The 19,700-nt window shown below is 67.2% G+C and carries 14 protein-coding genes and 1 other RNA gene; 10 read left to right on the forward strand and 5 right to left on the reverse strand.

Annotated features, from left to right (window positions below):
• Window positions 1-12: 12 nt before the first annotated feature.
• Window positions 13-2,748, reverse strand: coding sequence for a DNA gyrase subunit A (gene gyrA, locus AC6EI8_RS09380; RefSeq protein ID WP_498381799.1), 2,736 nt, complete (start codon window positions 2,746-2,748; stop codon window positions 13-15).
• Window positions 2,749-3,184: 436 nt separating this feature from the next.
• Here gyrA and ompA point away from each other — a divergent pair, with 436 nt between their 5' ends.
• The 5 genes from ompA to AC6EI8_RS09405 all read left to right on the forward strand — a co-directional run bounded on the left by ompA (window position 3,185) and on the right by AC6EI8_RS09405 (window position 6,687).
• Window positions 3,185-3,847, forward strand: coding sequence for an outer membrane protein OmpA (gene ompA, locus AC6EI8_RS09385; protein WP_023265125.1), 663 nt, complete (start codon window positions 3,185-3,187; stop codon window positions 3,845-3,847).
• Between the two features lie 244 nt (window positions 3,848-4,091).
• Window positions 4,092-4,841 (forward strand): bifunctional 2-polyprenyl-6-hydroxyphenol methylase/3-demethylubiquinol 3-O-methyltransferase UbiG, encoded by a 750-nt coding sequence (ubiG, locus tag AC6EI8_RS09390; protein ID WP_226108272.1) that lies wholly within the window; start codon window positions 4,092-4,094, stop codon window positions 4,839-4,841.
• Between the two features lie 2 nt (window positions 4,842-4,843).
• Window positions 4,844-5,518: a phosphoglycolate phosphatase gene (gene gph, locus AC6EI8_RS09395; protein WP_150084155.1), complete on the forward strand. Its 675-nt coding sequence runs from the start codon at window positions 4,844-4,846 to the stop codon at window positions 5,516-5,518.
• 54 nt (window positions 5,519-5,572) lie between these two features.
• Window positions 5,573-5,931: a transfer-messenger RNA gene (gene ssrA / locus AC6EI8_RS09400) on the forward strand.
• 177 nt (window positions 5,932-6,108) lie between these two features.
• Window positions 6,109-6,687, forward strand: a complete 579-nt coding sequence (locus tag AC6EI8_RS09405) for a flavin reductase family protein (protein WP_265633436.1) — start codon at window positions 6,109-6,111, stop codon at window positions 6,685-6,687.
• A gap of 150 nt (window positions 6,688-6,837) precedes the next feature.
• On the opposite strand, the gene AC6EI8_RS09410 is transcribed toward AC6EI8_RS09405, so the two are convergent.
• A complete protein-coding gene (locus AC6EI8_RS09410; protein ID WP_322784920.1) occupies window positions 6,838-7,809 on the reverse strand; it encodes a LysR family transcriptional regulator ArgP in 972 nt (323 codons plus the stop codon).
• A 114-nt stretch (window positions 7,810-7,923) separates the two neighbouring features.
• Between AC6EI8_RS09410 and AC6EI8_RS09415 the strand changes: the two genes are divergently transcribed.
• The 3 genes from AC6EI8_RS09415 (at window position 7,924) to AC6EI8_RS09425 (ending at window position 11,227) form a co-directional block, all read left to right on the forward strand.
• Window positions 7,924-8,520, forward strand: coding sequence for a LysE/ArgO family amino acid transporter (locus AC6EI8_RS09415; RefSeq protein WP_187829160.1), 597 nt, complete (start codon window positions 7,924-7,926; stop codon window positions 8,518-8,520).
• Between the two features lie 261 nt (window positions 8,521-8,781).
• Window positions 8,782-9,414 (forward strand): carbonic anhydrase, encoded by a 633-nt coding sequence (locus AC6EI8_RS09420; protein ID WP_149317874.1) that lies wholly within the window; start codon window positions 8,782-8,784, stop codon window positions 9,412-9,414.
• A 256-nt stretch (window positions 9,415-9,670) separates the two neighbouring features.
• Window positions 9,671-11,227 (forward strand): SulP family inorganic anion transporter, encoded by a 1,557-nt coding sequence (locus AC6EI8_RS09425; protein WP_498381800.1) that lies wholly within the window; start codon window positions 9,671-9,673, stop codon window positions 11,225-11,227.
• Between the two features lie 121 nt (window positions 11,228-11,348).
• Here the strand turns inward: AC6EI8_RS09425 and parC are convergent, their stop codons facing one another.
• Window positions 11,349-13,673: a DNA topoisomerase IV subunit A gene (gene parC, locus AC6EI8_RS09430; RefSeq protein WP_498381801.1), complete on the reverse strand. Its 2,325-nt coding sequence runs from the start codon at window positions 13,671-13,673 to the stop codon at window positions 11,349-11,351.
• A 29-nt stretch (window positions 13,674-13,702) separates the two neighbouring features.
• Window positions 13,703-15,706: a DNA topoisomerase IV subunit B gene (locus AC6EI8_RS09435; protein WP_149317872.1), complete on the reverse strand. Its 2,004-nt coding sequence runs from the start codon at window positions 15,704-15,706 to the stop codon at window positions 13,703-13,705.
• Between the two features lie 378 nt (window positions 15,707-16,084).
• On the opposite strand from AC6EI8_RS09435, the gene AC6EI8_RS09440 reads away from it, so the two are divergent.
• Both AC6EI8_RS09440 and AC6EI8_RS09445 read left to right on the forward strand, forming a co-directional pair.
• Window positions 16,085-17,296 carry an MFS transporter gene (locus AC6EI8_RS09440; protein WP_149317871.1) on the forward strand — a complete coding sequence of 404 codons (1,212 nt, stop codon included), beginning with the start codon at window positions 16,085-16,087 and terminating at the stop codon, window positions 17,294-17,296.
• Between the two features lie 2 nt (window positions 17,297-17,298).
• Entirely contained in the window at window positions 17,299-17,430 is a 132-nt protein-coding gene (locus tag AC6EI8_RS09445) for a hypothetical protein (RefSeq protein WP_255650847.1), read from the forward strand.
• Window positions 17,431-17,513: 83 nt separating this feature from the next.
• Here the strand turns inward: AC6EI8_RS09445 and AC6EI8_RS09450 are convergent, their stop codons facing one another.
• Window positions 17,514-19,475: an ATP-binding cassette domain-containing protein gene (locus AC6EI8_RS09450; RefSeq protein ID WP_498381802.1), complete on the reverse strand. Its 1,962-nt coding sequence runs from the start codon at window positions 19,473-19,475 to the stop codon at window positions 17,514-17,516.
• Between the last annotated feature and the right edge of the window lie 225 nt (window positions 19,476-19,700).

The following is a 19,700-nucleotide window of genomic DNA, read 5'->3' on the forward strand; positions in this document are numbered from 1 at the left end:
TGTTGCATCTGATTACGATTGAGCGCCATTGTCACCATTTGCGACATCATCGGCGCCGTTGCCGGCACCATTGTCGTCGCCGTTGGTGCCGGCATTGGTTTCGGCACCGGCGCCCTCGCCTTCCGCGTCGATCTCGCCGTTGTCGCCGCCGTCGCCGTTGTCGCCATTATCGGCATCGCTTTCGACGATGCGCTGCAGGCCGGAGAGCTTGGTGCCCTCGTCGACGTTGATCAGCGTGACGCCCTGGGTGGCGCGGCCCATCTCGCGGATTTCGGCCACCCGGGTGCGGATCAGCACGCCGCCGGTGGTGATCAGCATGATCTCGTGCTCCGGCGCGACCAGCGCGGCGGCCACCACGCGGCCATTACGCTCGCTGGTCTGGATCGCGATCATGCCCTTGGTGCCGCGGCCATGCCGAGTGTATTCCGTGATCGGCGTGCGCTTGCCGTAGCCGTTCTCCGTCGCGGTCAACACGCTGCCGACCGAGCCGGCATCCTCGGCATTCTCGGCCGGCGCGACCAGCATCGCGATCACGGTCTGACCGTCGTCCAGGTTCATGCCGCGCACGCCGCGGGCCTGCCGGCCCATCGGACGCACGTCGTTCTCGTCGAAGCGCACCGCCTTGCCGGCGTCCGAGAACAACATCACGTCGTGCTGGCCGTCGGTGATCGCCGCGCCGATCAGGTAGTCGCCCTCGTCGAGGTCGACCGCGATGATGCCGGCCTTGCGCGGATTCGAGAATTCGGTCAGCGCGGTCTTCTTGACGGTGCCGCGGGCGGTCGCCATGAAGATGAAGTGCTCGGCGTCGAACTGGCGCACCGGCAGGATCACCGTGATCTTCTCGCCTTCCTGCAGCGGGAACATGTTGACGATCGGCCGGCCGCGCGAGGTGCGCGAGCCCTGCGGGACCTCATAGACCTTCAGCCAGTAGAGCCGGCCGCGGTTCGAGAAGCACAGGATGTAGTCGTGCGTGTTGGCGACGAACAGCGTATCGATCCAGTCGTCGTCCTTGGTCGCCATCGCCTGCTTGCCCCGGCCGCCACGCTTCTGCGCGCGGTATTCCGAGATCGGCTGGCTCTTCATATAGCCGCTGTGCGACAGCGTGACCACCATGTCCTGCGGGGTGATCAGGTCCTCGGTATCGAGCTCGGTCGCGTTCAGCTCGATCTGCGAACGGCGGTCGTCGCCGAATTCGGCGCGGATCGCGGTCAGTTCGTCGGTGATGATGGTGGTAATGCGCTCCGGACGGGCCAGGATGTCAAGCAGGTCGGTGATGGCGTCCATCACGTCGCGGTACTCCTGCACGATCTTGTCCTGCTCCAGGCCGGTCAGGCGCTGCAGGCGCATCTGCAGGATTTCCTGGGCCTGGGAGTCGGACAGGCGGTACAGGCCGTCGTCCTGCATGCCGAACACCGGCGGCAGGCCGTCCGGACGGTAGGCCGCGCGGCCGCCCGGGGTGTCGGTCTCGGCGCGCGCCAGCATCTCGCGCACCAGCTGCGAATCCCAGGATTTGGCCATCAGTTCCTGCTTGGCGATCGGCGGGGTCGGCGCGGCCTTGATGATCGCGATGAACTCGTCGATGTTGGCCAGCGCCACCGCCAAGCCCTCCAGCACATGGCCGCGCTCGCGGGCCTTGCGCAGTTCGAACACGGTGCGGCGGGTCACCACCTCGCGCCGGTGCGACAGGAAGCACTCCAGCATCTGGCGCAGGTTCAGCAGGCGCGGCTGGCCGTCCACCAGCGCCACCATGTTCATGCCGAAGGTGTCCTGCAGCTGGGTGTTCTTATATAGGTTGTTCAGAACGACCTCGGGCACCTCGTTGCGCTTGAGCTCGATCACCACGCGCATGCCGGACTTGTCCGATTCGTCGCGGATGTCCGAGATGCCTTCGATCTTCTTCTCGGTGACGAGCTCGGCGATGCGCTCCAGCAGCGTGCGCTTGTTCACCTGGTAGGGCAGCTCGTCGATGATGATTGCCTGGCGCTGGCCGCGGTCGATATCCTCGAAGTGGGTACGTGCTCGCATCACCACACGGCCGCGGCCGGTGCGGTAGCCTTCGCGCACGCCCTGGATGCCGTAGATGATGCCGGCGGTCGGGAAATCGGGCGCCGGAATCAGTTCGATCAGCTCGTCGACCGTCGCCTGCGGGTTGCGCAGCAGGTGCAGGCAGCCGTCGACCACTTCGTTCAGATTGTGCGGCGGGATATTGGTGGCCATGCCGACCGCAATACCCGACGAACCGTTGATCAGCAGATTCGGGATACGGGCCGGCAGGATTTGCGGCTCGTTTTCGGAGCCGTCGTAGTTCGGGACGAAATCAACGGTTTCCTTGTCGATGTCCAGCAGCATTTCATGCGCTATCTTGGACAACCGGATTTCCGTATAACGCATGGCCGCGGCATTGTCGCCGTCGACCGAACCGAAATTGCCTTGGCCGTCGACCAGCATATAACGCAGCGAAAAATCCTGCGCCATGCGGACGATGGTGTCGTAGACCGCGGTATCGCCGTGCGGGTGATATTTACCAATCACATCGCCGACGATACGCGCCGACTTCTTATAGGGGCGGTTCCAGTCGTTGTTCAGCTCGTGCATCGCAAACAGCACTCGCCGATGGACGGGCTTCAGGCCGTCCCGTACATCGGGAAGCGCGCGCCCGACGATCACGCTCATCGCGTAATCCAGGTACGAGCGACGCATTTCCTCTTCGAGGGAGACCGGAAGGGTTTCTTTGGCGAATTGATCCATTGCGGCGTGGCTTATGCGGTTGAAACGCCCGCAAGCGGAGGTCGGCACCGGATGATCCGGTGCTGCCGGCGCGGCGGGTAACATGGCATTCTAACATGCGCCGCACCGCCTCCCCGCGCCCCTCCAACCACCCTTCGCGCTGCCCCCGCCGATCCGCAGCGATGCCTCGGAACCCAAGCGGCACAAGGGTTTGCGGGCATCGCAAGGGCCATGTTGCACAAACACCACAGGCCCCGAAGCCATGGATTGAATCGCATATATTTACTTCTTAGGAAACGAGCCTTGTGGCACAATTCCCCAGCGAAGAGCCAGACATTGTTCGAAGTGGAGCATTCGTCACCTCGAGCGAGAAGGTTATACTCCGAAGAATGTATGACTTGTTTTCGTCCATTTGCTCGCAGTAACCCTGCGGTGATCTCATCCTGAGAGGAGAAATATGAAAAAATTTGCCAAGCTCGCGCTCGTTGCAGCTACCGCAGTAATGGCCGCATCCGCTCAAGCCCAGACCGCGTCGGTCCCCTACGAAAAGAAGGCCGTCAACGACAACTGGGGTAACGGTACGAGCGAGTACGTGTGGAAGAATGGCACGAACGAGCTCTGCTGGCGCGATAGCTCCTGGACCCCGGCCACGGCCAATGCTCAGTGCGATGGCGCGCTGGCTCCGGCTGCTGCCCCGGCTCCGGCTCCGGCTCCGGTCGCTCCCCCGGTTGTCTCGAGCGAGAAGGTCACCTTCGCCGCTGACACGCTGTTCGACTTCGACAAGGCTGTCCTGAAGCCGGAAGGCCGCGCCAAGCTGGACGACCTGGTGTCGAAGCTGTCGGGCATCACTCTGGAAGTGATCATCGCCGTCGGCCACACCGACTCGTTCGGTACCGATCGCTACAACGATCGCCTGTCGATCCGCCGCGCCGAAGCCGTCAAGGCCTATCTGGTGAGCAAGGGCGTGGAAGCCAACCGCGTCTACACCGAAGGCAAGGGCGAGCGCCAGCTGAAGGTCGATCCGAAGTCGTGCAAGGGCAACCGCACCGCTCAGATCGCCTGCCAGCAGCCGAACCGCCGCGTGGAAGTCGAAGTGGTCGGTACCCGCAGCGCTCGCTGATCGGTCCCGCTCCACGGCGAAAAAGCCCAGCGCAAGCTGGGCTTTTTTTCGTCCTGCGTTTTCGTTCGGCCTCCGTCCCGTTCCTGCGGTCCCGCCGTCCTGCCTGCCCTCCTGGCTTGGCACCCTGCCTCGCCTCACTCGTTCACTGGGTCAGCAATTTCCTCCCGGCTCGCCTCAGGGGACGCATTTTGTTAGAGTTGCCCCAATTCCTAATGTCCCGCGCCGCCAGGCGCGCGCCAGATTCATGACGCCGACTTCCCCCGTGATTCACCCCACCGTCGAAACCCACCAGATTGCGCGCAATGCCGACCTGAAGGAGATCGACAAGTTCAGCGAAATGGCCCACCGCTGGTGGGATCCGAACAGCGAATTCAAGCCGCTGCACGAGATCAACCCGCTGCGGCTGGGCTGGATCGACAGCATCGCCGACCTGCGCGGCAAGCAGGTGGTGGATATCGGTTGCGGCGGGGGCATCCTGTCCGAGAGCATGGCCCGCGCCGGCGCCACCGTGCGTGGCATCGACCTGTCGACCAAGGCGCTGAAGGTCGCCGACCTGCACAGCCTGGAATCGGGCGTGGCCGTGACCTACGAGGAGATCGCGGCCGAAGCGCTCGCCGCGCGGATGCCGGCCAGCTTCGACGTGGTCACCTGCATGGAAATGCTCGAACACGTGCCGGACCCGGCCTCGATCGTCCGCGCCTGCGCCACGCTGGTCCGCCCCGGCGGCCACGTGTTCTTCTCGACCATCAACCGCAACCTGAAGGCGTACCTGCTGGCCGTGCTCGGCGCCGAATACGTGCTCAATATGCTGCCGCGCGGCACGCACGACTACGACAAGTTCATCAAACCCGCCGAACTTGCGCGCTTCGCCCGGCAGGCGGGCCTTGACCTGATCGAGCTGCGCGGCATGGTCTACCGGCCGCTATCCCAGGTTTACGAGCTGAGCCGCGATACCGACGTCAATTACCTGATGGCCCTGCGCCGCACCGCCTGAGCATGCCGACCTTCGACGCTGTTTTCTTCGACCTGGACGGCACGCTGGCCGACACCGCCCCCGACCTGGCCGCCGCCGCCAACCGGCTGGTGGTCGAGCATGGCCGCCCGCCGGTGGACTATGCGCTGCTGCGCCCGGTCGCGTCCCATGGGGCGCGCGGCCTGATCGGCGCCGCCTTCGGCAAGACGCCCGAAGACCCCGATTTCCCGGCACTGCGCGATGCCTTCCTGAACTACTACGAGGCCGATATCGCGGTGCAGACCCGGCTGTTCGACGGCATGGAAGAGGTTCTGGCCGCACTCGAAGCCGCCGGCATCCGCTGGGGCATCGTGACCAACAAGATCGCCCGCTTCACCACCCCGCTGGTCAATGCGATTGGCCTGGCGCCGCGCGCCGCCGCCGTGGTCAGCGGCGACACCACGCCCTATCCGAAGCCCCACCCCGCCCCGCTGCTGCACGCCGCGCAGGTCAGCGGCGTCGATCCGAGCCGATGCGCCTATGTCGGCGACGACCTGCGCGACATCCAGGCCGGCAAGGCGGCCGGCATGGCCACCATCACGGCGGCCTATGGCTACTGCGGCGAGGGCGAGCCACCGGAGCGCTGGGGCGGCGATCACCTGGTGCGCCATCCCAGCGAGTTGATTCCGCTGCTCACCGCGGCCGTTCCCGCCGCCTAGGGAACCGACGCGCACGCCCGGCGTCGAAAGCGGGTACAATCCGTTTTCCTTACTGGGGCCGACCTGGTTTCGACGTGGGTTGCAAAGCAGTAGAGGGCATACCGAGGACCCGTCACCTCGTAAATCAATGGGAACGCAATAACTGCTAACGACGAACGTTACGCACTGGCAGCCTAAGGGCCGCCGTCCTCGCACTGGCTCGCTGACGGGCTAGGGTCGCAAGACCACGCGAGGTCATTTACGTCAGATAAGCCCTGCGGGTGTCACGACCTCAGGGACGAAAACCAAGTGACTCGCCGTCGTAGAGCGTGTTCGTCCGCGATGCGGCGGTTAAATCAAATGACAGAACTAAGTATGTAGAACTCTCTGTGGAGGATCTGCGGACGCGGGTTCGATTCCCGCCGGCTCCACCAGTATTCCGTCCGACGACATCCGCAAATCGATGTCCTGAAACCCGCGACAGCGCAAGCTTCGCGGGTTTTTGTTTTTCGGCTTTGCGGACCCCAACCACCCCGATCGGCGGAGCGATGGCATTATCGCGGCAATCATTCTTCACATTTCATCGAAGCAGAGCGAAACCGATGACCGCGATGACCGCCTTCCAACCCGTCCCCCTCCAATACGCCAGCCGCCTGATCAACCATGGCCCGACCGTGCTGGTCACCAGCAGCGACGGCAGCCGCCGCAACGTGATGGCCGCCGCCTGGTCGATGCCGGTCGAATTCACACCGCCGCGCATTGCGATCGTGATCGACAAGCGAACCTTCACGCGCGAGCTGGTCGCGGCCAGCGGCAGCTTTGGCATCTGCATCCCCGGCGCGGCCGCCATCGATATGACCTACGCGGTGGGCAGCGCCACGGGCCGCGACGTCGACAAGTTCGCGCAGTTCGGCATCGCAAGCATCACCGGTCCCGAGCTCGGGCTGCCGCTGATCGAAGCGGGCTGCAGCGCGTGGATGGAGTGCCGGCTGATTCCGGAGGCGCATACCGAGGATGCCTACGACACCTGCTTCGGCGAGGTCGTGGCCGCGGCCGCGGATCCGCGCGTGTTCGCCAATGGCCGGTGGAAGTTCGATGCGGGCAACGAGGCCCTGCACACGATCCATCATCTCGGCGGCGGCAACTTTGTACGCTCGTCCTCGACGATCGTCGCCAATCCCATCGGCTGACCCAGACCCCTGAGCCGAACCCAAGCTCGGTCGTGATCGCCGCCAAGCCGATCGCCAGACCCAAACCCTGCGCCGAACGCCAGCTCGATCACGATCGTCGTCAAGCCGATCGCCTGACCCAACTCCTGAACCGAACGCGAGCGGGATCGTTCAGCGCTTCTTCCCCGCCCGCAACGGCCCCCGTGGCGGGTGCGCTCCCAGCGGCCGCAACGACGACGCCGCCGCCTGCCGCACCGCGCGCGTGACGGCGTCGAGCGCCGGCGAGCGCAGCCGCCATCGGTGCCAGTACAAGGGCACGTCCAGATGCCGGCGCGGCGCAAATTCGGCGAGCGTCCCGTGCGCCAGCGGCTCGCGCACGAAGGGCTCGGGCATCATGCCCCAGCCGAGCCCACGCTGGGCAAACGCGACGAAGCCGGCGGTCGAGGGCACGTAGTGAATCGGCGGCATCGGCTGCTCGGCATCGGGCCCGATCAGCAGCGCGATGAAGCGCGCCTGCAGCGCATCCTTGCGATTGAAGGCGAGCATCGGCGTGCGCGACAGGCTGGCGGCGTTGACGCCCTTGGCAAATGCCTGCGCGATCAACAGCGGCGAAGCCACGGCGAGATAACGCATGATGCCGAGCGGTTCGACCGTGCAGCCCTGCACCGGCTCGGCGCTGGCGCTGACCGCCGCCATCACCACGCCCTCGCGCAGCAGCGTTGCCGAATGGTCCTGATCTTCGACGCGTAGATCGAACACCATCGCGGGCTCGGCCGGCAAGGCGTCGAAGCTGGCGGGAAACCAGCTGTCGAGCGAATCGGCATTGACGGCAAGCGGCACGCGCAGCGGCATCCCGCTCGTGCCCCGCAAGCCATTGCCATCGGCGTCGCCCAGTTCAGCCAGCGTCTCCGCTTCGAGCAGCGCCAGTTGCTCGGTATAGCGTGCCAGCGTGCGGCCGGCCGCGGTCGGCTGGCAGGGGCTGCCTCGTTGCAGCAGCACCTGGCCGAGCCGCTCCTCGAGCTGGCGCATGCGCTGGCTGATGGCCGAGGGCGTGACATGCAGGCGCCGGGCCGCGGCCTCGAAACTCCCTTCCTGCAGCACGGCGGCGAAGGCGGCCAGCTGGCCGTTGTCGATTTTCATCATTAGTGTTTCTAATCCAGGACAAGAAAGTTTAGTTTTTCTTTTGACGGTCGCAAAGCTACGCTTGGACCCTTCCAACTTCGAACTTCCGACTCCATCCCCCCGATGAAGATCGACATGCCCCTGATGGCCGGCTTCCTCTCCAGCCTGGCGCTGATCATCCCGATCGGCGCGCAGAACGCCTTCGTGCTGCGGCTCGGCATCCGGCGCCAGCATCGCCTGCCGGTGGCCCTGCTGTGCGCCACCTCCGATGCGCTGCTGATCGGCGTCGGCATCGCCGGCCTCGGCGCGCTGCTGCACGCGCATCCCGGCTGGCTGACGCTGACGCGCTATGGCGGCGCGGCCTTCCTCGCGGTCTACGGCCTGATGGCGGCACGCCGCGCCTTGGATGCCGGCAAGGTCGAGCTGCAGGCCGCGGCCCCATTGCCGCTGGCGACCGCGCTGGCCACCTGTCTTGCCTTCACCTTCCTGAATCCGCACGTCTATCTCGATACCGTGGTGCTGCTCGGCGCGCTGGCGAGCCAGCATGGCAGCGACGGCCGCTGGATCTTCGGCCTCGGCGCGGCGCTGGCGAGCCTGTCGTGGTTCCTCGCGCTGGCCTACGGCGCCGGACTGCTGGCGCCGCTGTTCCGCCGGCCGATGGCATGGCGCTGCCTCGACGGCGCCATCGCGGCGGTGATGATGGGCCTGGCGTTGACGCTGGTGCTGGGCTAGCGAGGGCGACCACAAGACCGGCAAAGGCGCTTCCCCGCTTTCAATGCGGCCGAATTCTGCGTTGCACAAATTTGTGCGATGTAACACGGAACTGACTTTCGCCGCGGCTGGACGAAGAGTTGTTCCGCCGTACGGCACCGCGACCGTGGTGCACTGATGCAGTGCACTACGACATCGACCCGCCCGCAGTTCACGCTGGCGCAGTGCACGAGGTCCCCGGCGGCCGTCACCATGCCAACCGTCCGCCCGTAGGGAGCCACCATGGAAGTCGCCAAACGCCTGATGCTCGAGAACCGCGCCTGGGCCACCGAAGTGTTGTCACGCGATCCCGACCGCTTCAAGCGTCTGGCGGTGCGCCAGGCGCCGGACGTGCTGTGGATCGGCTGCTCGGACAGCCGCGTGCCCGCGGAGCTGATCACCAATGCCGAGCCCGGGGATCTGTTCGTGCACCGGAACATCGCCAACCTGGTGTGCGAGGACGACCCCAATCTGATGAGCGTGCTGCAGTACGCGCTCGAGGTCCTGCGCGTGGGCAACGTCATCGTCTGCGGGCATCAGGGCTGCGGCGGCGTGCGTGCGTCGCTGGCGCGCGTGCCGGAGTTGCCCCACGTCGATGCGCGGCTGGACAAGATCCGGCAGGTCTATCGCGCGCATTGCGGCGAACTCGATCGCCTCGACAACGACGACGCGCGCACCGCGCGGCTGGTCGAACTCAATGCGATCGCGCAGGTGCGCAAGCTGGCCGGGATGCCGCTGGTGCGCAAGGTGTGGGACAGCGGCCGCGCGCTGCGCCTGCATGCGTGGATCTACTCGCTGGAAACGGGCCTGCTGGAAGAGCGGCTGTGCCTCGATGGCACCGACGCCGACGCGTCGCCGGAACCGCTGGCGGCCTGACACATTGGCGCGCTGACGCCGCCCCCAAATACAGAGCACACAGGGTCTACGAAACGCTGCAGCAACTCGCTGTTGCCGCGGCGGCATCGTCGTCCCACCGTCGTCGTCGCGAACGCCGGACCCGGCGGCTGACATCGAGCCGCTCGGCCCCGCGTTCGCGGCGGCGATGAGCCACCCTTTCGTCCAACCCTCCATCGCATCGACCCCTATGAACACGGCGCCCCCTACCCCTACCCCGACCGTCTCCATCCCGTCCATGCGCGACGCCTATCTGCGCCACCTCGGCCGCGACATTCCCGCCGGCGTGGTGGTATTTCTCGTTGCCCTGCCGCTGTGCCTGGGCATCGCGCTGGCCTCCGGCGCTCCGTTGTTGTCCGGCCTGCTGGCCGGCGTGATCGGGGGCGTGGTGGTCGCCATGCTGAGCGGCTCGCAGTTTAGCGTCAGCGGCCCCGCGGCCGGCCTCGTCGTGATCGTCGTCGGCGCAATCTCGACGCTCGGCGGCTTCTCCGCCTTCCTGGTCGCGGTGATGCTGGCCGGCGCGCTGCAGATCGTCTTCGCGTGGCTGCGCGCCGGCGATATCGCGGCACTGGTGCCGTCGGCCGTGATCAAGGGCATGCTGGCCGCGATCGGCCTGCTGCTGATCATCAAGCAACTGCCGGTCGCGCTCGGCCTGCCCTCGTCGGCGCCGCTGGACAGCCGGCTGGTCGACGAGGCGGGCCTGGCGGAGGCCGCTCAGCAGGCGCTCGGCATGGTGTCGGGCAGCAACCTGACGGTGGCGGCAGTGGCGCTGGCGATCCTGGTGCTGTGGGATACCGATTTCATCCGGCAGCGTCGCGCGCTGCGGGCTTTGCCGGCACCGCTGCTGGCGGTGCTGTGGGGTGTGCTGTACCAGCGCTTCGCCCTGCATGCGAGCCCCGATGCCGCGCTGGCTCCCGACCATCTGGTGCAGCTGCCGGCCATCGATGGTCCGGCGTCTCTGCTGGCCGAACTGGCGCGCCCCGACTTCTCGGCGCTGGCCAATCCCGATCTGTATGTGGTCGCGCTGACGCTGGCGATCGTCGCAAGCCTGGAGACGCTGTTGAGCCTGGAGGCCGTCGACAAGCTCGACCCGATGCGCCGCGTGGCGCCGCCCAACCGGGAGCTGTACGCGCAGGGCGTCGGCAATATGGTCGCCGGCCTGCTCGGCGCGTTGCCGCTGACGGCGGTGATCGTGCGCAGCTCGGCCAATATCAGCGCGGGCGGCCGCACCAAGGTGTCGGCGGTCGTGCATGGGGTGCTGCTGCTGGCCAGCGTGCTGTTCCTGTCCGACCTGCTGCGCTGGATTCCGCTGGCGGCCCTGTCGGCCATCCTGCTGCACGTGGGCTACAAGCTGGCCAAGCCCGCGCTGTTCGTCGAGGCCTGGCGCAAGGGCCCGGCACAGGCGCTGCCATTCGTCGTCACGATCGCGGCCATCCTGGCCACCGACCTGCTGTTCGGCATCGCCATCGGCATGGCGGTGGGGATCGCCTTCACGCTGCGCCATCACGCGCGGAGCGCGATCTCGCTGACGCGCTACGAGGACTGCTATCTGCTTCGCCTGCACAAGGACGTGTCGTTCTTCCACAAGGCGCAGCTGCGGCGCCATCTGGCGAAGGTGGAAGCCGGCGGGAAACTGATCATCGATGCGACCCGTTGCGAGCGCATCGACCACGATATCGAGGAAACGCTGACCGACTTCCAGCGCGCGGCGCGGGTCGCCGGCATCGATGTCACGCTGCGCACGCCAGGGCCGGCGTCGCGCCTGCCGGCGGCATGGGCCGCCGCTGGGTCGTAGCGGCCGCCCGCGTTGCAACGCTGGCGGCGAGCGGGCGGGCGGCCGGTCAATCAACCACCGGCAAATCAACCGGCCATCAACCGGCGATTAACCGGCCATCAACCCGCCCGTCAAGCGGCCATCAATCGGCCTTGACCGGCTCGATCGACATCTCCTTGAGCTTGAGCTCGACCGCCTTGCCCTTGCGCGCGCGCTTGCCGACGTACGGCAGCAGGTTCGCGCCGGCCAGCTTCTGCGACGACGCCTTGCCGCCGCGACCCTGCCCGGACACCAGCAGTCCGGGCGCGCCAACTGCCGCCACCTGCTGCAGCGTTTCCTTGGGCTCCAGCTCCATCAGGATCACGCCGCGTCCGCCGCCGGACAGCACCTTGATCTCGTCGAGCGCGATCAGCAGCAGGCGGCCGTTGCCGGACAGGCAGGCCACGTGCGTCGCCTCGTCGCCGATCGGCGCGGGCGCCAGCGGCGCGTCGCCATCGTCGAGCGTCAGGAAGGACTTGCCGCCCTTCTGCCGGCTGATCATGTCGCCGATCTTGCTCTGGAAGCCGTTGCCGCCGCGCGTGGCGATCAGCATGCGCTGCTCGGCCGTGCCGGCGAAGGTATGCGCGATCTGCGTGCCCGCCTGCAGCTCGACCAGCGTGGTCAGCGGCACGCCGTCGCCGCGGCCGCCGGGCAGGCCCGCGACCGGCACCGAGTAGACGCGGCCATTGGTACCGAACGCCAGCAGCACGTCGATGGTGCGGCATTCGAAGGTGCCGTACAGCGCGTCGCCCGCCTTGAAGGCGAACTGCTGCGGATCGTGGCCATGGCCCTGGCGCGTGCGCACCCAGCCCTTCTGCGAGACCACCACGGTGACCGGTTCGTCGATCACGCGCACCTCGGCGGCGGCGCGGCGCTCCTCCTGGATCAGCGTGCGGCGCGGGTCCTTGTCGGCCGGGCTGTATTGCCTGGCGTCGGCCTCGATCTCCTTGATGATGCGACGGCGCATCATCGTCTCGGACTTCAGCAGCACGTCCAGGTCGGCCTGCTCTTCGCGCAGGTCCTTCAGCTCCTGCTCGATGCGGATCGATTCGAGCCGCGCCAACTGGCGCAGCCGGATTTCGAGGATGTCCTCGGCCTGGCGCTCGGACAGGCCGAACGCCTGCATCAGCGCCGGCTTGGGCTCGTCGCCCTCGCGGATGATGCGGATCACCTCGTCGATATTGAGCAGCACCAGCATCCGGCCTTCGAGGATATGGATGCGGTCCTCGACCTTGGCGAGCCGATGCCGGCTGCGGCGGGTCACCGTCTCGAAGCGGAAGGCGATCCATTCGCGCAGGATCTCGATCAGGCCCTTCTGCCGCGGACGCCCGTCGGTGCCGATCATCACCAGGTTGATCGGCGCGCCCGACTCCAGGCTGGTATGCGCGAGCAGCGTCTGCGCGAATTCCTGCTGGTCGATGTTCTTGCTCTTGGGCTCGAACACCAGCCGCACCGGTGCATCCTTGCCGGACTCGTCGCGCACCGCGTCGAGCACGCCCAGCATGGTCTGCTTGAGCTGCAGCTGCTCCGGCGTCAGCGACTTCTTGCCGGCGCGCACCTTCGGATTGGTCAGCTCCTCGATTTCCTCGAGCACCTTCTGCGCCGAGGTGCCGGGCGGCAGCTCGTTGACCACCAGCTGCCACTGGCCGCGCGCCATGTCCTCGATGATCCAGCGCGCGCGCACCTTCAGGCTGCCGCGGCCGCTCTCGTAGATCTGCGCGATATCGGCCGGCGAAGAGATGATCTGGCCGCCGCCGGGATAGTCGGGGCCCGGCATCAGCGCCAGCAGCTCGGCCAGCGTGATGTTCGGATTGCGGATCATCGCCACCGTGGCCGCCGCGACCTCGCGCAGGTTGTGCGGCGGGATTTCGGTGGCCATGCCGACCGCGATGCCGGACGCGCCGTTGAGCAGCACGAACGGCAGCCGCGCGGGCAGCAGCCTGGGCTCTTCCATCGAGCCGTCGTAGTTCGGCGCGAAGTCGACCGTGCCCTGGTCGATCTCGTCGAGCAGCAGCCGCGCGATCGGCGTCAGCCGCGCCTCGGTGTAGCGCATCGCCGCCGCGCCGTCGCCGTCGCGGGAGCCGAAGTTGCCCTGGCCGTCGATCAGCGGATAGCGCAGAGAGAAGTCCTGCGCCAGCCGCACCAGCGCGTCGTAGGCCGACTGGTCGCCGTGCGGGTGGAATTTGCCGAGCACGTCGCCGACTACGCGCGCCGACTTGACCGGCTTGGCGTCGGCGCGCAGCCCCATCTCGTGCATCGCGAACAGGATGCGGCGCTGTACCGGCTTCTGGCCGTCGGCCACTTCAGGCAGCGCGCGGCCCTTGACCACGCTGATCGCGTAGTCGAGATAGGCCCGTTCGGCGTAATGGGCGAGCGTCAGCGAATCGGCCGGCTCGTCGGGTTGAAACGTAATGTCTTGTTGTTCCATGGATGCTCAATACCTGCCGTCGGCGGCCGTCAGATGTCGGCCACGACTTCGTTGCCGCGTTCCTCGAGCCAGTTGCGCCGCTGCGCGGCCTCGCCCTTGCCCATCAGCATGTTCATCACGCCGACCGTCTTCGGCAGGTCGTATTCGCCCAGCGCCACCGGCAGCAGCCGGCGCGTGTCGGGGTTCATCGTGGTCTCCCACAGCTGCTCGGCGCTCATCTCGCCCAGGCCCTTGAAGCGCGAGATCTGCCACGCGCCTTCCTTGACGCCGTCCTTGATCAGCTTGTCCTGGATCGCCTCGAGCTCGCCGTCGTCGAGCGCGTACAGCTTCTGCGCGGGCTTCTTGCCGCGCGCCGGCGCGTCGACGCGATACAGCGGCGGGCGCGCGACATAGACGTTGCCCTGCTCGATCAGCTTGGGGAAATGGCGGAAGAACAGCGTCAGCAGCAGCACCTGGATATGCGCGCCGTCGACGTCGGCATCGGACAGGATGCAGATCTTGCCGTAGCGCAGGTTCGACAGGTCGGGCTCGTCGTCGGGGCCGTGCGGGTCCACGCCGATCGCCACCGCGATGTCGTGCACCTCGTTGTTGGCGAACAGGCGGTCGCGCTCGGTCTCCCAGGTGTTCAGCACCTTGCCGCGCAGCGGCAGGATCGCCTGGAATTCCTTGTCGCGGCCCATCTTGGCCGAGCCGCCGGCGGAGTCGCCCTCGACCAGGAACAGCTCGTTGCGCGACACGTCGGTCGATTCGCAGTCGGTCAGCTTGCCGGGCAGCACGGCCACGCCGGAGCCCTTCTTCTTCTCGACCTTCTGCGCGGCGCGCGTACGCGCCTGGGCCTGGCGAATCACCAGCTCGGCCAGCTTCTTGCCGTAGTCGACATGGTGGTTCAGCCACAGCTCCAGCGCCGGGCGGCTGAAGGTCGAGACCAGCCGCACCGCGTCGCGGCTGTTCAGCCGTTCCTTGATCTGGCCCTGGAACTGCGGGTCCAGCACCTTGGCCGACAGCACGAACGAGGCGCGCGCGAACACGTCCTCGGACATCAGCTTGACGCCCTTGGGCAGCAGCGCGTGCATCTCGATAAAGCTCTTGACGGCCTGGAACAGGCCCTCGCGCAGGCCGGACTCGTGCGTACCGCCGGCCGGCGTGGGAATCAGGTTCACATAGGATTCGCGCACCGGCGCGCCTTCCTCGGTCCAGGCCACCACCCACGAGGCGCCCTCGCCCTCGGCGAAGCCTTCCTCGCCGGCATTGGCGTCGGGATCGGCGAAATGCTCGCCCTCGAACATCGGGATCACCAGCTCGGCGCCGCTGCCTTGCGCCAGCGCCTCGATCAGATAGCCCTTCAGGCCCTGGTCGTACTGCCAGGTCTGCACGGTCGGCTCCTGGCCGCCGCTCTTCTCGATGACCAGCGTGACCTTGACCCCGGGCAGCAGCACCGCCTTGCTGCGCAGCAGCCGCTGCAGCTCGGCCAGCGGAATCGTCGCCGAATCGAAGTACTTGGCGTCGGGCCACACCTGCACGCGCGTGCCGTTCTTCTTCTCGCCGCGCTCGATCTTGCGCGTGGTCAGCGGCGTGGTCACGTCGCCGCCGGAGAAGGTCAGCGTGGAGAAATTGCCGTCGCGCCAGACCGACACGTCCAGCCGCGTCGACAGCGCATTGGTCACCGACACGCCGACGCCGTGCAGGCCGCCCGAGAACGCGTAGGCGCCGCCCTTGCCCTTGTCGAACTTGCCGCCCGCGTGCAGCCGCGTGAAGACGATCTCGACGACCGGCACCTTTTCCTCGGGGTGGATGCCGACCGGAATGCCGCGGCCGTCGTCCTCGACGCTGACGCTGCCGTCGCGATGCAGGGTGACGACGATCTCGCTGCCGAAGCCGCCCAGCGCCTCGTCGGAGGCGTTGTCGATGACCTCCTGCACGATGTGCAGCGGGTTATCGGTGCGGGTGTACATGCCGGGTCGTTGCTTGACCGGCTCCAGTCCTTTCAGGACGCGGATGGAAGATTCGCTGTACTGACTGGGTTTGCTCGCCATGGAGTCGTTACGAAAGTGGGAATCGCGGCCGTCGGACATCCGCATCGGGAGGGCCGGCCAGGCCGGGCAGCCTGCATTGTAATGGAACGCCGGGGCCGCCAATCCCGTATCAAGCGGGGAATTCTGCCCGTTCCAGCGCGGCCGGCGTGCCTGCTTGCGGCCGCGGCGGACCCTCGCCCGCGCGTCCACCGCGTCACCCCGCCAGCATAAAACCCTGGCCGGCCGGGTGAATTTCGCGACGGCCGACGCGCGTTTTCGATGCGGAGTACACTCGCCAGCACGATTGCCCGGCAGGGCAAGTCGACGGCGACGACCAAGACAACAAGCACAACAAGCACAACAACGACAACAGCAATACCCTCCGAACCGAGCCCGACAATGCCAAGAAAAGAACTCTCCCTGACCACCGTGCTGATCTGCGGCGGCCTGCTCGTCACGCTGTCGATGGGCATCCGCCACGGCTTCGGCCTGTTCAACCTGCCGATCACGCAGGCGCACGGCTGGAGCCGCGAAACCTTCGCCTTCGCGCTGGCGCTGCAGAACCTGATGTGGGGCGTGGCGCAGCCCTTCGCCGGCGCGCTGGCCGACAAGTTCGGCTCGGTCAGGGTGATGCTGGTCGGCGTGGCGCTCTATGTCGCCGGGCTGGTGGTGATGGCGCTCGCCTCGAGCGGCACGGCCTTCGCCTCGGGCGCCGGCATCATGATCGGCATCGCGCAGGCGGGCACCACCTACAGCGTGGTCTACGGCGTGATCGGCCGCGTCGCCAGCCCCGAGAAGCGGGTCTGGGCGATGGGCATCGCCGCCGCGGCCGGCTCGTTCGGCCAGTTCCTGATGATCCCCGTCGAGCAGGGCCTGATCTCGGCCATCGGCTGGCAGAACGCGCTGTTCGTGCTGGCGGTGATGGCCTGCATGATGCTGCCGCTGGTCGTCGCGCTGCGCGAGCCGCAGCAGGGCGGCGGCACCTCGGGCTTCCAGCAGACCATCGGCCAGGCGGTGAAGGAAGCGTTCGGCAACCGCAATTTCCAGCTGCTGACGCTGGGCTACTTCGTCTGCGGCTTCCAGGTGGTCTTCATCGGCGTGCACCTGGCGCCGTACCTGAAGGACCGCGGCTTCACCGATCCCAAGGTCGCCACGGTGGCGCTGGCACTGATCGGCCTGTTCAATGTGTTCGGCACCTATACCGCCGGCGCGCTGGGCCAGCGCATGCCCAAGCGCTATCTGCTGTCGTTCATTTATCTGAGCCGCTCGATCGTGATCGCCGCCTATCTGCTGCTGCCGCTGTCGGCGTTCAGCACCTGGGTATTCGCCGCGATCATGGGCGCGCTGTGGCTGTCGACCGTGCCGCTGACCAACGGCATCATCGCGCAGGTGTTCGGCGTGCAGTATCTGTCGATGCTGTCGGGCGTGGTGTTCTTCTCGCACCAGATCGGCAGCTTCCTGGGGGCGTGGCTGGGCGGCTATCTGTACGACCGCACCGGCGCCTACGACATCGTCTGGGGCATCGCGATTGCGCTCGGCGTGGTGGCGGCCCTGGTCAATCTGCCGATCCGCGAGCAGGCGCTGGTGCGCCCGCGGGCGGCGGCCGCCTGATCATGACGACCCGCGCGCTGCGGATCATGGGCGCCGCCACGCTGGCGGCGGCGCTGGTGCTCGGCTTTGTCGGCTATCTGCAGCCGGGGTTCATGGTCGACCTGACCAATATGGTGCTGGCGTGGTGCGGGTAGGCAATCGAGGCGCCGATTACCGTCTCGCCACTCTTCCGCAAGCGTGAGAGATCAGCGGAGACGGCGTTCCCTTGGGTCCTGCCCTAGCCTTCTCCGCGGCTCTTCGCCTCCAGCACTTCCCAGCGTTCCAGCGCTTCCAGCAGCTCCATCTCGATCTCGTCGAAGCGCGCCGCCAGTTGCGTGGCGCGCGGCGGATCGCTGGCGTACAGCGAGCCGTCCTCGAGCTGTCCGCCGATGGTCTTCTGCTCGGCCTCCAGCGCGGCGATGCGCTCCGGCAGCGCGTCCAGTTCGCGCTGCTCCTTGTACGACAGCTTGACGGTCCGATTGGCGCCGCGCGCGTCGCGGCCCGCGGTCTTGACGGCTTCGTCGCCGCCGGCGGCCTTGCCGGTGTCAGCGCCCTTGCGTTCGGCGCCCTTTTGGGTCGGTGCAGGCGCCTGCGCGCCCGCGCTGCGCTCGGACTGCCGGACCCAGTCCGAATAGCCGCCGACATATTCGCGCCAGCGGCCCTCGCCCTCCCAGGCGATCGTCGACGTCACCACGTTGTCGAGGAAGGCGCGGTCGTGCGACACCAGGAACACGGTGCCGCCGTAGTCCTGCAGCAGTTCCTCCAGCAGCTCAAGCGTCTCGATATCGAGGTCGTTGGTCGGCTCGTCGAGCACCAGCACATTGGCCGGCCGCGCGAACAGCCGTGCCAGCAGCAGGCGGTTGCGCTCGCCGCCGGACAGCGACTTGACCGGCGAACGAGCACGCTCCGGCGCGAACAGGAAATCGCCCAGATAGCTCATCACGTGCTTGCGCTGGCCGTTGACCTCGACCCAGTCGCTGCCGGGGCTGATGGTGTCGGCCAGCGACGTCTCCAGATCCAGCTGCGTGCGCATCTGGTCGAAGTAGGCGACCTGCAGGTTGCTGCCGTTCCTGACCACGCCGGCGTCGGGCGCCAGTTCGCCCAGGATCAGCCGCAGCAGCGTGGTCTTGCCCGCACCGTTGGGGCCGATCAGGCCGACCTTGTCGCCGCGCATGATGGTGCCGGTGAAGTCGCGCACCACGGTGCGGTCGCCGAAGGACTTGGTCACGTCGATCAGTTCGGCGACGATCTTGCCCGAGCGCTCCGCCTGCGAGACCTCGAGCTTCACATTGCCCTGCACCTCGCGCCGCGCAGCGCGTTCCGCGCGCATCGTCACCAGCCGCTGGATGCGCGCAACGCTGCGCGTGCGGCGCGCCTCGACGCCCTTGCGGATCCAGACCTCTTCCTGCGCCAGCAGCTTGTCGAACTTGGCCTGCTCGACCTGCTCGGCGGCCAGCATCTCGGCCTTGCGCGTCTGGTAGGCGGCGAAATTGCCAGGGAAGGACACCAGCTTGCCGCGATCGAGCTCGACGATGCGCGTGGCGACGCGATCGAGGAAGGCACGATCGTGGGTGATCAGCAGCACGCTGCCGCGAAAGCCCAGCAGCAGATCCTCGAGCCAGCGGATCGCTTCGACGTCCAGGTGGTTGGTCGGCTCATCGAGCAGCAGGATGTCGGGCTCGGCCACCAGCGCCTGCGCCAGCGCCACGCGCTTGCGCGTGCCGCCGGACAGCGCGTCGACGCGCGCCACCGGATCGAGCCCGAGACGCGCGAGCGTCGTCTCGACGCGCGTGCGCAGTTGCCAGGCATCGGCCGCGTCGAGCTCCGACTGCAGCCGATGCAGTTCGGCCAGCGTGGCCTCGTCGTGATGTTCGGCCAGCCGGTTGGCGGCATGTTCGTAGGCGACCAGCAGATCGTGCGCGGCGCTCATGCCCTGCGCGACCGCATCGAACACCGTGATGTCCGCCGCGAACTCCGGTTCCTGCGGCACATAGGCCGTGGTGATGCCCTGCTGGCGCGCGATCAGCCCGTCGTCAGGCGCGGCCAGGCCGGCCACGATCTTCAGCAGCGAGGACTTGCCCGAGCCGTTGCGGCCGATCAGGCCGACACGTTCGCCGGCCTCCAGCGAAAAGTCGGCGTGGTCGAGCAGCGCCACGTGGCCAAAGGCAAGCTGGGCATCGGAAATGGAGAACAGGGCCATGACTGCGAAGGAAGAGCGAAGGAAGAGGCGCGGGATGAAGGGTCGCGAGCGCCGAGGCGGGCACGAAGGACGCGGCGTCAGCGTGGCACGGCGCGCATACGGCCGGATCGGCGGCGAGCCGGCATTGTAGAGCATGGCGCCGCGACGGCGCGGTCCCTCGCTGACGGACGGCCAGTGCGGACGTCCAACGCGGACGTCCAACGCGGACGTCCAACGCGGACGGCC

The organism is Cupriavidus sp. R6-3 (assembly GCF_059772245.1).